The sequence below is a fragment of the Pseudomonas putida genome (genome assembly GCF_028682635.1).
Classification (GTDB): domain Bacteria; phylum Pseudomonadota; class Gammaproteobacteria; order Pseudomonadales; family Pseudomonadaceae; genus Aquipseudomonas; species Aquipseudomonas putida_AE.
This window is the reverse complement of record NZ_JANHLK010000016.1, coordinates 55,676-69,802: the sequence shown is the minus strand read 5'-3', so window position 1 is coordinate 69,802 and position 14,127 is coordinate 55,676. Positions and strand designations below refer to the sequence as shown.

The 14,127-nt window shown below is 62.6% G+C and carries 9 protein-coding genes; 5 read left to right on the top strand and 4 right to left on the bottom strand.

All coding sequences use genetic code 11. The annotated features are described in order from the left end of the window. The first annotated feature begins 9 nt into the window (after window positions 1-9). The 5 genes from NPS56_RS19875 (at window position 10) to NPS56_RS19855 (ending at window position 7,918) form a co-directional block, all read left to right on the top strand. Window positions 10-1,233 (top strand): lipase family protein, encoded by a 1,224-nt coding sequence (locus NPS56_RS19875; RefSeq protein WP_274076187.1) that lies wholly within the window; start codon window positions 10-12, stop codon window positions 1,231-1,233. Window positions 1,234-1,248: 15 nt separating this feature from the next. Then, on the top strand, window positions 1,249-2,457 hold the full coding sequence (locus tag NPS56_RS19870) for an LLM class flavin-dependent oxidoreductase (RefSeq protein ID WP_274076186.1): 1,209 nt from the start codon (window positions 1,249-1,251) through the stop codon (window positions 2,455-2,457). Window positions 2,458-2,461: 4 nt separating this feature from the next. Then, the gene (locus NPS56_RS19865) at window positions 2,462-4,048 is read left to right on the top strand and encodes an ABC transporter substrate-binding protein (RefSeq protein WP_274076185.1); all 1,587 of its coding nucleotides are present in this window, start codon (window positions 2,462-2,464) and stop codon (window positions 4,046-4,048) included. A gap of 161 nt (window positions 4,049-4,209) precedes the next feature. Further along, complete coding sequence (locus NPS56_RS19860; protein WP_274076184.1) at window positions 4,210-6,792, top strand: TonB-dependent receptor plug domain-containing protein; 2,583 nt, start codon at window positions 4,210-4,212, stop codon at window positions 6,790-6,792. A 40-nt stretch (window positions 6,793-6,832) separates the two neighbouring features. Further along, window positions 6,833-7,918: an LLM class flavin-dependent oxidoreductase gene (locus tag NPS56_RS19855; RefSeq protein WP_274076183.1), complete on the top strand. Its 1,086-nt coding sequence runs from the start codon at window positions 6,833-6,835 to the stop codon at window positions 7,916-7,918. 924 nt (window positions 7,919-8,842) lie between these two features. On the opposite strand, the gene NPS56_RS19850 is transcribed toward NPS56_RS19855, so the two are convergent. Genes NPS56_RS19850 through NPS56_RS19835 form a run of 4 tightly spaced genes read right to left on the bottom strand, consistent with a single transcriptional unit; the run spans window position 8,843 to window position 14,123 of the window. After that, on the bottom strand, window positions 8,843-10,645 hold the full coding sequence (locus NPS56_RS19850) for an ABC transporter ATP-binding protein (protein ID WP_274076182.1): 1,803 nt from the start codon (window positions 10,643-10,645) through the stop codon (window positions 8,843-8,845). After that, window positions 10,642-11,487, bottom strand: a complete 846-nt coding sequence (locus tag NPS56_RS19845) for an ABC transporter permease (protein WP_274076181.1) — start codon at window positions 11,485-11,487, stop codon at window positions 10,642-10,644. Before NPS56_RS19845 ends, NPS56_RS19850 begins: the two co-directional genes overlap by 4 nt. Before the next feature lie 10 nt (window positions 11,488-11,497). Beyond that, on the bottom strand, window positions 11,498-12,559 hold the full coding sequence (locus NPS56_RS19840; protein WP_274076180.1) for an ABC transporter permease: 1,062 nt from the start codon (window positions 12,557-12,559) through the stop codon (window positions 11,498-11,500). Further along, on the bottom strand, window positions 12,552-14,123 hold the full coding sequence (locus NPS56_RS19835) for an ABC transporter substrate-binding protein (protein ID WP_274076179.1): 1,572 nt from the start codon (window positions 14,121-14,123) through the stop codon (window positions 12,552-12,554). Before NPS56_RS19835 ends, NPS56_RS19840 begins: the two co-directional genes overlap by 8 nt. Between the last annotated feature and the right edge of the window lie 4 nt (window positions 14,124-14,127).

Here is a 14,127-nt window from a genome sequence, read left to right as displayed (position 1 = left end):
GAAATCCAGATGAAACTGCCGCAAAAATTCGTCTTCGGGCTGAGCGTCCTGGCGCTGTCCTTGAACGCCATGGCCGCCGGCGTGCATGCACCCAAACCCGATCCGCTGCAAGGCGACGGCCGAGTCTCGGCGTTCTACACCTGGCAAGACGTGATCCCGACCACACCGGGCAAACTGCTGCGCAGCGAGCCGTTGGACAAGACCCTTAGCCTGCCCAACGCCGCCAGCGCCCAGCGGATTCTCTACAGCTCCACCGACGGCATCGACAACAAGACCCCGATCGTGGTCTCGGGCACGCTGTTCCTGCCCAAGGGCAAGGCGCCGGCCGGTGGTTGGCCGGTGGCCAGTTGGGGCCATGGCACCGTCGGTGTCGCGGATGTTTGCGCGCCGTCCTGGCAAGGTCGCTCCTATCGTGACGTGCAATACCTCAGCCGCTGGCTGGACGAAGGTTATGCCATTGTCGCCACCGACTATCAGGGCCTTGGCGTTCCCGGTGGCCATCCGTTGCTGAACAATCGCATGGCGGCCTACGGCATCCTCGATGCGGCCAAAGCCGTGGTCGCCGGAGTTCCGGGGCTGGCCAACAAAGTGCTGATCGTCGGGCAGTCCCAAGGAGGCGCGGGCGCGTTCGCCTCCGCCGCCTACGCGCCGACTTATGCGCCCGACCTCGGCGTCAAAGGCAGCATCGGCACCGGCGTGATCTACACCGTGGGTGCGAAAAACGTCGGTGAACAGGACGTCAACAAGGTCGACGCGTCACTCGCCTACGGCTTCTACACCTTGCTGGCAGCCCAGCAGTATGACCCGAGTATCAACCCCAAGGACTTCTACACCGACAAGGCCTTGCCACTGTTCGAGCAGGCCCGCACCAGTTGCCTGGCGGCGCTGGTCAGCGATGTGGTGGGCGTCGGCCTGACACCGGCCAATGCAAAAAAAGACTACCAGGGCGACCAGCTCGCGGCGTGGCAGAAACAGGTGTCCTACCCGACATTGAAACTGGCCCAACCGATATTCATCGGCACCGGTGCCGAAGACAAGACCCCGGCCGCCTCGACCCAGGTCGCGCTGATGCAGGACGCCTGCAAGACCGGCTCGGTGGTTGAGGGCCATCTCTACAAAGGGTTGGGCCACAGCGAAACCGTCAACGCCTCCCTCAAGGACTCGGTGCCGTTCGCCCACAAGGTCATCAACGACCAGCCGATCACCCCGATCTGCAATCCCAGCGTGCAGTGAGACGGAGCCCTCGACATGAGCATTGAATTCTTCACCCGCCTGCCCCTGCATGGCGAAACCCAGTTCCTCCCCGGCGACCCGCGCAACCGTGGCGACTGGCACCGTGGCGGCCCGAGCACCGGCGCTGTCTCGGCCTTCAGCGTCGGTGACCACTTCACTTACATCGATTACCTGGGACAGATCGCCAAAGCCGCGGAAATCAACGGCTTCGGTGGCGCGCTGATGGTCAACGCCCCCTCCGGCGAAGAGCCGTGGACGGTCTGCTCGTTGCTGGCACGGGAAACCCGAACGCTGAAATTCGTCACGGCGTTCCAGCCCTATCACTACACGCCGTGGGTGGCGGTGCAGCAAGCCGCGACTTATCAGCGCGCCACCGGCAACCGGTTGGTCTGGAACATCATCAACGGCGGCTCGGACGCGATTCAGCGCCAGGTCGGCGACTTCAGCGATCACGATGAGCGCTATGAACGGGCCATCGAGTTCATGGACGTGGTCAAGGGTTATTGGCACAACGAGAACTTCCACTACGAGGGCAAGTTCTACAAAGCCGAAGGCGGTGGTTTGCGCGGGCCGTTGAAAAAGGCCGAGCTGCCACTGATCTGCACGGCGGGCTCATCGATCCCGGCCCGGGAGTTCGCGGCCAGGCACGCCGACTTCTACCTGATGCGCGCTGAGCACCCGGACGAAATTGCCGCGCTGATTGCCGATATACGCGCGCGTGCGTTGAAGTATGGGCGCACCGACATTCGTTTTGGTTTGTCGATCGATGTCATTACCCGCGAGACCGAGGAACTGGCCCGCACCGAGGCCAAGCGCTTCTTCGATGAAGGCATCGCCAGGGGCGCGGTCAAGGCTGTGGCGGCCCATGCCGGGCTGCGCACCGCGCGCAAACTCAGCTACGAAAATGAATTCGCGCAAAAAGCCGAGACCCAAGGCTTCGACGACTTTTTCATCCACCCCAACGTCTGGACCGGTTTCGGCTACATCGGCATTCCACCAGGCTGCGCGCTGGTGGGCAGCTACGAAAATGTCGTGGCGCGGATTCGCGAGTACAACGCCATCGGCATCGATCTGTTCTTCCTCGCCGGCTACCCCCATCTGGAGGAAGCCTATCGCCTGGGCGAGCACATCCTGCCGCACTTTCGCAGTGAACGCGTGCAATTGAGTCGACCGTCAGAAGCGCCGCTGGAGTTGCGCTCCGCCAACGGCCCGGCCGGAGCCTGATGCCATGAGCGACGATCACTCATCATTCAGCCGCCGGGATTTTCTCGGCCACAGTGCGCTGCTGGGCGGTGGCTTGCTGCTCGGTGGCGGCCTGCTCGCCGGCTGCGGCCCGAGTAGCGAAAAACCGATCGCCAGCGCCATTGGCGACGATCAACCGCGGTATGGCGGACGTCTGCGCCTGGGCATTCTCGACGGTAACCAGAGCGGCAACCTCGACGCCCACAAACCCATCGGCAGCGGCATCGTTCGCGGCTTTGCTCTCTACAGCAAGCTGTGGGAATGGGACGAGCAGATGCAACCGCGCCTGGCCCTGGCGGAATTCGCCGAGCCGAATGCCGATGCCAGCAGCTGGACGCTTCGCCTGCGTCCAGACCTGGAATTTCACCATGGCAAGACCATCGACGCCGATGACCTGATCTTCTCCATCCGCCGCCTGACCGACCCGCAACTGGCATCGCCCTATGCCGCGCTGCTGCACTGGGTGGACCGCGACAACCTGGTCAAGCTCGATTCGCGCACCGTACGCCTGAACTTTCGCGAAGGCCGCAGCTACATGCCGTTGGCGGAAACCTGGGTCAATTTTGGCGGCATCGTGCCGGTGGACTATCACCCGGTCAACAACCCGGTGGGCGCCGGCCCCTACAAACTGAAAAGCTTCACCCCCGGCCAGCGTTCGTTGTTCACGCGGTTCGAGAACTACTACAAGGACGGCAAACCCTACGCCGACGAGCTGGAGATCATCGACTTCAAGGATCAGGTCTCGCGCCTGGCCGCCCTGCGTTCCGGACAGATCGACATGGCCAACGTGATGCCCACCGAACAGCTGGAAGTGCTGCAGCGCGATCCTCGGCTGAGGGTGCTCAAATCGGTGACCGGCAACTGGCTGTCGTTCGACATGAACCTCGACAAACCACCGTTCAACGATCCACGGGTACGCGAGGCGTTTCGTCTGTTGGCTGATCGGGAGGAACTGGTGCGCCGGGCGCTCAATGGTCAGGGCCGGGTCGCCAACGACCTGTATGCCCCGAGCGATCCGACGTTCAACCATGGCCTTGGACCGCGTGCCCACGACCCGCAACGGGCGGCGCAACTGCTCAAGGAAGCCGGGCATGAAAACCTTGAACTGGAACTGGTGACGACACCCGGTCCGGGACTGACGTCAGCGCTGGTGCTGGCGGAACAGGCCAAGCGCATTGGCGTGACCCTCAAGGTCAAGCAGGTCGACCTGGCCACTTTCCAGGGCCCGCAGCGCAACGACTGGACCTTGAGTACCGGCGGCAGCATCGGCGCACCGTTCCTGGCCAGTGCGATCCATACCGACGCGCCATTTGCCGTGTCAAACAAGACCCACTTCCACGACCCGCAGTTCAGTGAGCTGTTCCTGGCGGCCATGGCCCAACCCGACCTGGAAAAACGCAGGACCCTGGTGCATCAGGTGCAGCAAATCCAGTACGAGCGCGGCGGCCTGTTGATCTGGGGTTACGCCGATCTGCTCGATAGCGTGGCCAACCGCGTAGGCGGCGCGGCGGCCGAGGAGTCGCTGTTCAGCACCTGGCGCTTTGAAAAGCTCTGGTTGAAAGACACGGCCTGACACACCGCGACCTGTGGGAGCCGCCCTGCTGCGGGCGGCGTTCCGGCGATGGTGGCGGTGAACGTTACGACGTCATCGCCGGCAGGCCAGCTCCCACGGGGTTTTGCCGGGTGTCAGGGACATCGCCATACCCATTTTTTTTGTTGCGAGGCTCATTCGTCATGCCCTCTATCGCCTTTCGTTTGCCTGTAAAACGCTCCGCCCTGGCTATGGCGGTGGTGTCGACATTTTCGCTACCAACCTTCGCCGCCGACACCCAACTGCAAACCGTCACTGTCCAGGCCAGCGCCAGCGATTCCGACGATGACGCCCTGCCCACCCGGCCGGAGTCTTCGATCTACGGCGGAATCGAAACCAAGGTGCTCGACACCCCGCGCTCGATCACTCAGGTCAATGCCGAGCAACTGGCCAACGACCCGATCCGCAGCGCCGACGACCTGGTCAAATACGCGCCGGGCATCACCCGTGGTGGCGGCCAGAACGCCGGGATCGCGCCGCAATTTCGCGCCCAGGGCTCTGAAGTCTTCCAGGACGGCCAGCGCGCGTACGGTGTGCGCCACCCGGCCAACTTCAACGCCTATGAAGGCGCCGACATCGTCGCCGGTCCGTCATCCGTCACCTATGGCTCGGTGTCCGGCAGTGGTGGCTACGTCAACTACCTGAGCAAGAAACCCAATTTCAGCGAGTTCAAGACCCGGCTCAGCGGTGAGTTGGGCACCTGGGTACCCGACGGCGAATCCCGTGACTCGAGCAAATTCAGCGTCGATAACACCGGCCCGCTGAGTGACAATCTCGCCTACCGGATCAGCATTACCAAGCAGCGCCAGGAGGATTACTACGACAACGTCGACAACAACTTCGACGCCTTCTACGGCGCCCTCGCCTGGCGCAATGACAACGTGCGCGTCGACTGGAATGCCAGTTACGACGACTACTACGACTACAACATCACCCACGGCTGGAACCGCGCCAACCAGGCGTTGGTCGACCACGGCAAGTATTACGCCGGACGGGCCACGCCGATCATCCAGAACGGCAACACCCTGTGGTCGCCGGTACTCGCTTCCGGTGCGGCTGATGCGCCGACCCTGGGCTGGGTCAAACGCCAACGTAACGCCCAGGGCCAATACAGCGTGGTCGATGGCAGTTTTCAGTCAGCTTCCCCAAACACCCAAAGCAACCCCGGCAGCCTGCGTGGCTGGGTGTATGACCCGTCGCTGGCGGGCAACGGCCTGACCTCGCTATCGTCCCAAACCGGCCAGCGCGACGAGGATGAAAACACCTCCCGGCGCTTCACCACGCAACTGCGGGTAGAAGCCGATCTGACCCCCACCATCACCCTGGCCAACAACACGTTTTACCAACGCTCACGGGACATGACCGACGCCGTCGGTTCTTTCCAGGTGCAGTCCAAGGACAATATTTTCGATAACCGCTTCGAGTTCCGCTCGCGCAACGAAGTGCAGTTGGGCGGCTTGACCCTGCGTGATGACAGCAATACCGGGCTGATCTACCGCCGCGAGTTCAACCAGTCGATCGCCGCCAACAACAGTTTCGGCTCGACCATCAACGCCTATGACCTGACGCAGGACCCTTCGGGCAAAAATCCGGGGGATCTGCTGGGGCTGACCGGTTCCAATCCCGCCGGTGGCAATGCTGCCTGGATTGGCCAGCCCGGCGTGTCGCAATTCTCCAACTTCTATGGTTGGCTGAATCTGCCCCCGATGTACCCGGCCGGTCACGGGCTGTACGCCGAATCTGTCGCGCCTTACACCGCTGAAAGTACCTGGTCCACGCGGACGTTGTTCACCCAGCACAACCTGCGATTGGGTGAGCGCGTCGGCCTGAACATCGGCGCCAGCCGCAGCTGGATCGATGCCGAAATCGAAAACCCGTTCGTGCTCGCCGGCGGCAACCCGCGCAAGGACAGTGACAACTACCGGCTGTTCGCCTTTCAGGTCAGCCCATACGTAAAGCCGACCGAAAACAGCACGCTGTACTACACCTTCGATCGCTCGTTGGCGGTCAACACCGGGTTCTTCTCCAACGGCCTGGGCTGGGGCAGTGGTGCCGGCGCCAACCTGCTCAACCCGCTGGCGTTCGAAAGCCTCAGCGTGCTGCACGAAGTGGGGTTGAAAGTCGAAGCCGTGCCCAACGAACTGTTCATGACCCTGGCAGCGTTCAAGCAGGAACGGGATCAGTCACCCGACAGCAACAACAACATTGCCCGACTGGTGATCAAGGGCGTGGAGTCGACCATTCGCTACCAGCCCGATGATCACCTGCGCACGGCACTGAACCTTTCCAAACTCACCGCCTACAACGAATTTGCCTCCCAGGCCGGTTTTGCCTCGGCGGGGTTCATACCCGACAACGGCACGGTGTTCGGCGACAACAACAGCCTCAACCAGCGGCCGTCCGGGCGCTTCGACGCGGTGCAGATTCCCGAGTACACCGCCAGCGGGTATGTCGACTATCGCTTCGACTCAGGTTTTGGCGCGGAGCTTTCCGGCTGGTGGACCAGCAGCTGGTACCTGAACCTGAGCAAGACCGTGAAGATCCCCGACGAATACAACCTCGACCTTGCCGTGTATTACCGCCAGCCGCAGTGGAGCACCACCCTGCGCGTGCTCAACCTGACCAACGAGCTGAACTTCGTCAGCGGCCTGGCCGGTTCCACCAATACGTTTTTGCAACCCATGCCTGGCCGCACCTTGCTGGCCCAGGTGGATTACCAGTTCTAAGCCCGCGGCCAGCCCGCCTTCCGCCCTCAGGAGTGTTCCAATGTCCATTGAATTTGTCGGCATGATTTTCCCCCGCCAGTGGTCCGAGACCCGGGGCGTGCGCAGCCCGGATTTCGATCTGGGGTTTATCCGCCACCACGCCCGTGCCCATGAACAGGCCGGCTTCGACCGGGTGCTGATCGCCAGCGGCCCGGGCAGCGCCGACAGTCTGCAGATCGCGGCCTATGCCGCCGCTCATACCGAGCGCCTGGGTTTCATGATCGCCCACCGTCCAGCCCTCACTGCCCCGACCGTTGCCGCGCGGGCTTTCGCGACACTGGATCACACCACCGGCGGCGGCCGGATTCGCCTGCATGCCATCACCGGCATCACCGCCGAACCCCAGGAGGGCGACTTCCTGCTGGACAAGACCGAACGCTACAAACGTACTGACGAATACCTGGAGATCGTCCGGCGTACCTGGACGGCTGAAGAGCCGTTCGACTTCGAGGGGGAGTATTTCAACATCAAGGGCGCTTTCTCACCGGTCAAGCCGTTGCAGCAGCCGCACATTCCGATTTCCTTCGGCGGGTCTTCGGACATCGCCTATCAGATCGCGGTAAAGCATGCGGACCTGTATGCCTTGTGGGGTGAACCCTTGAGTGGTGTGGCCGAGCAGATCGGCAAACTGCGGGCGGCTGCCAGCGCGGCGGGTGTCGAGGCGCCGCGAGTCAGCCTGTCCGTACGCTTGATTCTGGGTGCTACCGAGGAACTGGCCTGGCAACGGGCGCAACAGATCCTCGAACAGATCAAGGCCAATCCGCAATTCGCGGCCGGCAGCCCGTGGCAAAAACGTATCAAGGGCACCGGTTCCGAACGTTTGCTTGCCGCCGCAGCCCTGGGTGATCGTCATGACCGTGCACTCTGGATGCCCACCGCCACCGCCGTCGGGGCCTACGGCGACACCACCGCCCTGGTCGGCACCCCGGAAACGGTGGCCCAGGCCTTGCTCGATTATGTCGACCTGGGCGTGACCACTTTCCTTAACCGGGGTTATGACCCGCTCTATGACACCGTGGACTACGGACGCTGGATCATCCCGGCGGTGCGCGAAGAAGTGCGACGTCGGAAGGCGCGGGTGGCATAAGCACAGCGCAATATTCACCAACGCCATCGCCGGCAAGCCGGCTCCTACAGAACGCGTGCATGCCACAAATCCAACTTACCCCGCAAATACTGTAGGAGCTGGCTTGTCGGGCCGCCGCATCGCAGCGAAGGCGGCATAACGGCCACCATCGCTTCGCCAGCAAGCCGGCTCCTACAGATATGTGTCACGTCACAAAATCAACATACCACCGCAAATCCTGTAGGAGCTGGCTTGTCGGGCCGCCGCATCGCAGCGATGGCGGCATAACGGCCACCATCGCTTCGCCGGCAAGCCGGCTCCTACAGAGATGTGTCACACCACAAAATCAACATACCGCCGCAAACCTGTAGGAGCTGGCTTGCCAGCGAAGGCGGCATAACGGCCACCATCGCTTCGCCGGCAAGCCGGCTCCTACAGACGCGTGCATGCCACAAATCCAACTTACCCCGCAAATCCTGTAGGAGCTGGCTTGCCAGCGATGACGGCATAACGGCCACCATCGCTTCGCCGGCAAGCCGGCTCCTACAGAGATGTGTCACACCACAAAATCAACATACCGCCGCAAACCTGTAGGAGCTGGCTTGCCAGCGAAGGCGGCATAACGGCCACCATCGCTTCGCCAGCAAGCCGGCTCCTACAGATATGTGTCACGTCACAAACCCAACGTACCCCCGCAAATCCTGTAGGAGCTGGCTTGCCAGCGAAGGCGGCATAACGGCCACCATCGCTTCGCCAGCAAGCCGGCTCCTACAGATATGTGTCACGTCACAAAATCAACATACCGCTGCAAACCTGTAGGAGCTGGCTTGTCGGGTCGCCGCATCGCAGCGAAGGCGGCATAACGGCCACCATCGCTTCGCCGGCAAGCCGGCTCCTACAGATACGTGTCATGTCACAAATTCAACATGGCCGCGCAAATCCATGTCACCCCAATGTCGGGGAGTTCTCCAGCAGGGTGCGGGTATAGGTCGCCTGCGGTTGGTCCAGGACCTGATCGACCCGCCCCTGCTCCACCACCCTTCCCAATTTCAGCACCAACACCCGATCGGCAATGGCACGGACAACGCCCAGGTCGTGGGTGACGAACAGTAGCGTCAGCCCTTCCCGCTGCAATTGCCGTAACAACGCCAGGATCGATGCCTGTACCGAGACGTCCAGTGCCGAGGTGATTTCGTCGCAGATCAGCAGCTTTGGCTCACAGACCAACGCCCGTGCAATCGCCACGCGCTGGCGTTCACCACCGGACAGGCTGTGGGGATACTGGTCCGCCACCGAGGACGGCAACGAGACCCGCTTGAGTACGGCATGCACTTTTTGCCGAGCAGACGCTCCCTTGATACCGAAGAAATGCTCCAAAGGCGCACTCAGCGTCTGGAAAACCGTTTGCCGCGGATTCAGCGCCCGGTATGGATTCTGGAAGATGTACTGGATCTGATGCCGTAGCGACCCACTGCGCTGCCGCGCCGACAGGCTCAACGACTCGCCCGCGTAACGCAGCTCGCCCTCGGCGTTTTCTCCCAGCCCGGCAACGGTACGGGCCAGGCTGGTCTTGCCCGACCCGGACTCGCCCACCAGCGCCAGGCACTCGCCGGTAGCCACCCGCAGCGACACATCGAACAGCACCTGCCGGTCGTAGGCCAGGTTCAGGTCCTTGACCTCCAACAGCGGCGGGCACTCCACCGCCTCGGCGATTGGCGCTACAGAGGCTGGGGCAACCCGTTGCATGGCTTGAAGATGCGGGGCCAGGCAGGCCACCCGCTGCCGTAACGACAGTTCCTGCAATGACGGCTCGAGTACCGAACACGCCGCAACGCGACGGGAGCAGCGCGGTGCGAAGGCACATCCTTGCGGCCGCTGTCCCGGTGCCGGTGCATGTCCGGCAATCGCCAGCAAGTCCCGGCGTTGCGACACATCGGGAATCGCCGCCAGCAAGCCCCGGGTATAGGGATGAGCCGGTTGGTGGAACAGCACGTCGCGCTGTGCAACCTCGACGATACGCCCGGCATACATCACCATCACTCGGTCCACCAGGTCCTTGATCACCGCCAGGTCATGGGACACATACACCGCCGCCACGCCCAGGCTTTTACACAACCGGCGCAACGTCGCCAGGATGTGAGCCTGGGTGGTGACGTCCAGCGCAGTGGTCGGCTCGTCGAGGACGATCAATGCCGGACGCAGTACGAAGGCCAGCGCCAGCATCACCCGCTGTTGCTGCCCGCCGGACAGTTGATGGGGAAAGCGTCGCAGGAACTGCGCATCATCGGGCAGGCCGACGTCGCGCAAGGTCTCGACGATGCGCTGCTGTTGCGCGGCGCGATCGAGTTCAACCTGATGAACGCCCAGGGTTTCACGCAGCAGACTGCCGATACGCAACGCCGGATTCAGCGCGGTTGCCGGGTCCTGGGCCACGTAGCCGATCAGGCTGCCCCGAGCCCGACGCAGATCCTCGCCCGCAAGCGTCAGCAGCGATTGACCGGACACTTCGACCTGCCCGCCGACGATCCGTGCGCCCCTTCGGGCATGGGCCAGCAAGGCGGTAGCCAGGGTGGTCTTGCCGGAACCGGACTCCCCGACCAATCCAATAATTTCTCCGCGCTCAAGATTGAAGGTGACGCCGGACAGTACGTCGATCTGCCCCGGCAACTCGACGCGCAAATCGCGAACCTGCAACACCTGCGTAGTCACTACAGGAGGACGGGATTCGATCCCGGCAATAGCGTTCATGGCTGTTTCTCTCCGATCCTTGAACTGCTGCGACCGATGCCTTCGGCCAGGATATTGGTGCCATAGGCGAAGATGCCGATCAGGATCGCCGGGGCCAATACCGCCCAAGGTTGCACCAGCAAACCCGCCTGGTTCTCGTTGATCATCAGCCCCCAATCAGCCGTCGGTGGCGCGACGCCGTAACCGAGGAAACTCAACCCCGAAAGCATGCCCACGCCCCAGGTCAGCATGTTGCCGAAGTGCACCAGCAGCGGTGTAAGGATGTTCGGCAGGATTTCCCTGAACAGAATCCGCCGCCTTGAATAGCCCATCATCTGCGCGGCCTCGACGAACTCCTGCCCCGCCACCGCCACCGCGCTGCCCCGGGCCAGACGAATCACGCCCGGGGTAAAGGCGATGGACACGGTCAATACGATCAGCCAAGGCGCACGCCCCAGCATGGAGACAATCAACAGCACCAGGATCAGGTCGGGAAAGGCCAGCGACACGTCCGCCAGCCAGGTGATCAATTGATCCAGGCGTCGCCGGGAAAATCCCGCCAACAGGCCCAGGGTGCTACCCGCCAGCAACGCGATCGACGCTGCCGCCACTGACATCCACAGCACCGACACGCCGCCACTGAGCAAGCGCGACAACACGTCATGGCCGAGAAAGTCATAGCCCAGCAACGCTGTGCCCACGGGGGCGCCGTACACCGAACCGAGCATTTCCGTTGGGCTGTGGGGAGCTAAAAAAGGGCCAAGCAGTGCAAGCACCACCACCGCCAGGGTAATCAACGCGCCCTTGCGGGTTTGCGGTTGCGCCAGCCACAGCGGCCAGCGCACAGGTCGCGAATCAGTCATGCCTCACCTCTCAAGGTGCCTTGGATGGGGAGCGACGCCACCAGGGCTGGATGCCCCGACGGTTACGCCGGATCATGGTCACCCGGCGGGCGGTGCGCAGTTTTGGCGTCAGCAGCACCGTCAGCAGATCCGCGAACAGGTTGATCAACACCACGCCCAGGGTGATCACCAGCACGATGGCCTGGACCATCGGCAAGTCGCGCATCTGGATCGCCGAGTTAAGCGAAGTGCCGATGCCCGGATAGCTGAAGATCACCTCGGCCAGCAGCGCCCCGCCGATCAAGGTGCGCAAGGTCAGGGCCACGCCCTGGATCGCCGGGATCAATGCATTGGGCAAGGTGTGACGCCAGACGATTCGCCACTCGGGAATACCCCGCAGCCTGGCGGCGACGACATAGTCGGACTCCAGCGCCTCGATCATCGACGCCCGCACCATGCGCGTCAGGTACGGCAACGTCGACAGACTCAGGGCCAGCACCGGCAATACCAGGAACTGCAATTGGCGCAGCAGCGATTTGTCCGGATCGAGAATCGACACCGCCGGCAACACGTCCATGTGCGGCATGGAAAACAGCAGCACCAGACCGATGGCCAGGAGAAAACCCGGGGTGGCCTTGAGGAAAATCAGCAGCGACAGGCTCCAGCGATCCAGGCGACTGTCACGGCGCAAGGCCAATGACACGCCGAGCAACAACGCCGCCGGCACAACCACGGCAATCACCCCGGCCAGCAGCGCCAATGTGTAGCCGAAGCGGCCGAACAGGATGTTGCCGACCGGCACATTGGAGTCCAGCGATACCCCCAGCTCGCCACTCAGGGCATTTCCCAGCCAGCGCAGGTATTGCTCGATGATCGGCCGGTCCAGGCCCAACTGGCGCTGCAAGGTGAGGATGCTTTCCAGCGGCGCATCGGGACCGAGGATCACCCGCGCCGGGTCCGAGGGCAGTGCCTGCGTGGCAATGAACACCACCAGGCTGATGACCCAAGCGGTCAGCAGGCCATAACCCAGGCGGCCGATGAACCAGGACAGCCAGGCTGGTGTGCGCGGATGCTTGCAGGAAGATTCAGGCATGGTTCACCCACATTTCATCGAAACGCCATGAAGCAAAGGTCGTTTGTTCAGGCGCCAGCCCTGCGACTCGAACAGAGGCGGCATCCAGCACGTCATTGAAACCCCAGATCAGCAGCCCGCCCCGCTCGTGTTGAATAGCCTGGGCTTCATGCACGAGCACCTTGCGCTGTTGCAGATCCGGCTGTGCCAACGCCTGTTGGTACAACGAGGTGAAACGCTCGTCGTGGAAATTGCTACGGTTGTAAATGGCCTGGGGCGCGTCGTTGTGCAGCGCCGAGGCAAGGAAACCCCGGGCCGGAGTGGAGCCCGGGGACAACGACCAGTTTTCCCGTTGCGCACCGTTGAACACCGAGCCATCGACCTGGGTGACCTTGATCTCGACGCCGGCCTTCTTTGCCTGCTGGGCAAACACCAGCGCCGCATTGACGCCCGGCCCCGGCGTAGTGGTCAGCTCCACGCGCAGATCGTTTTGCCCGGCCTGGCGCAACAGCGAACGCGCCTGATCCAGGTCGTACGGACGCTGGACGATGCCGTGGTTGTACGTCGGGTCATGGGGCGAATACAGGTCATTGGCGATCCGTCCGAAACCGTTGAGGCCGCGATCGACCAGTTCACGCCGATCAGCCAGCAGGCGAAAAGCCTGGCGCACTCGCTGGTCCTGAAAGGGCGCCTTGGCCAGATTCAGGTTGAAGCCGGTAAACGAGGTGCTGGGCGACGCGTAGAAATTGAGCCGGGAATCGGCCTTGAGCAACGCGCTGTGCTCAGCCTGCACGCCGCTGGCGACGTCGATCTGCCCGGCACGCAACGCGGCGGCACGGGACACCTGATCCTTGAATTCGATGATTTCCAGCTCATCGGCATAGGGCTGGCCAGGCTTGTAGTAATTGGCAAAACGCTCGTAGAGCGAGCGCTGACCGGGAATGAAGCTTTTGAGTTTGTAAGGCCCGGCGCCCACCGGATTGCTGATCGGGTCGTAGTCGGTGGGAACGATGCCACCGAAACTGATCAGGGTTTCATCCAGCGGGAAAAAGCTCTGCCCCTGCTTGAAACGGATTTCAATGGTGCGCTCATCGAGTTTGCGCAGGGCATTGCGATCGATCGCACCCACCAGGCCGGCAAACGGCGATGCCAGTTTCGGATCGGTCAGGCGCAGGATCGAGAACAGCATGTCGTCGGCGCCGATGCTCTTGCCGTGATGAAACTCCAGCCCCGGCTTGATGCGAATGGTCCAGGCGCTGGCATCGGCGTTGGGCTCGGCGAACTCGGCCAGGGCCAGGCGCGTGCTGACGTCGGTGTTCCATTCCCAGAACTTGCTGTACAGAGCCCAGCCGCGAATGATCCCGCCGCCCACCGGTTTATGCGCGTCAAGGTTGCCTGACTGGTCGCCATCGATAATGCCGACCCGCAAACGACCGCCGTGCACCGGTGTACTGGACAATGCCGTTGCGCCACTGACGGCTGCTCCACTGTCGCAACCGCTGAGCAGGCTGCTGCCTGATATCAGGCCACCACAGACCGCCAGGCCGTTACCCAGAAACCTGCGCCGGGAAAATCCTTCGCTCATGAAT

Coding starts and splice junctions, on each gene's coding strand:
- NPS56_RS19875 (WP_274076187.1), top strand. CDS start 10: ATGAAACTGCCGCAAAAATTCGTCTTCGGGCTGAGCGTCCTGGCGCTG.
- NPS56_RS19870 (WP_274076186.1), top strand. CDS start 1,249: ATGAGCATTGAATTCTTCACCCGCCTGCCCCTGCATGGCGAAACCCAG.
- NPS56_RS19865 (WP_274076185.1), top strand. CDS start 2,462: ATGAGCGACGATCACTCATCATTCAGCCGCCGGGATTTTCTCGGCCAC.
- NPS56_RS19860 (WP_274076184.1), top strand. CDS start 4,210: ATGCCCTCTATCGCCTTTCGTTTGCCTGTAAAACGCTCCGCCCTGGCT.
- NPS56_RS19855 (WP_274076183.1), top strand. CDS start 6,833: ATGTCCATTGAATTTGTCGGCATGATTTTCCCCCGCCAGTGGTCCGAG.
- NPS56_RS19850 (WP_274076182.1), bottom strand. CDS start 10,645: ATGAACGCTATTGCCGGGATCGAATCCCGTCCTCCTGTAGTGACTACG.
- NPS56_RS19845 (WP_274076181.1), bottom strand. CDS start 11,487: ATGACTGATTCGCGACCTGTGCGCTGGCCGCTGTGGCTGGCGCAACCG.
- NPS56_RS19840 (WP_274076180.1), bottom strand. CDS start 12,559: ATGCCTGAATCTTCCTGCAAGCATCCGCGCACACCAGCCTGGCTGTCC.
- NPS56_RS19835 (WP_274076179.1), bottom strand. CDS start 14,123: ATGAGCGAAGGATTTTCCCGGCGCAGGTTTCTGGGTAACGGCCTGGCG.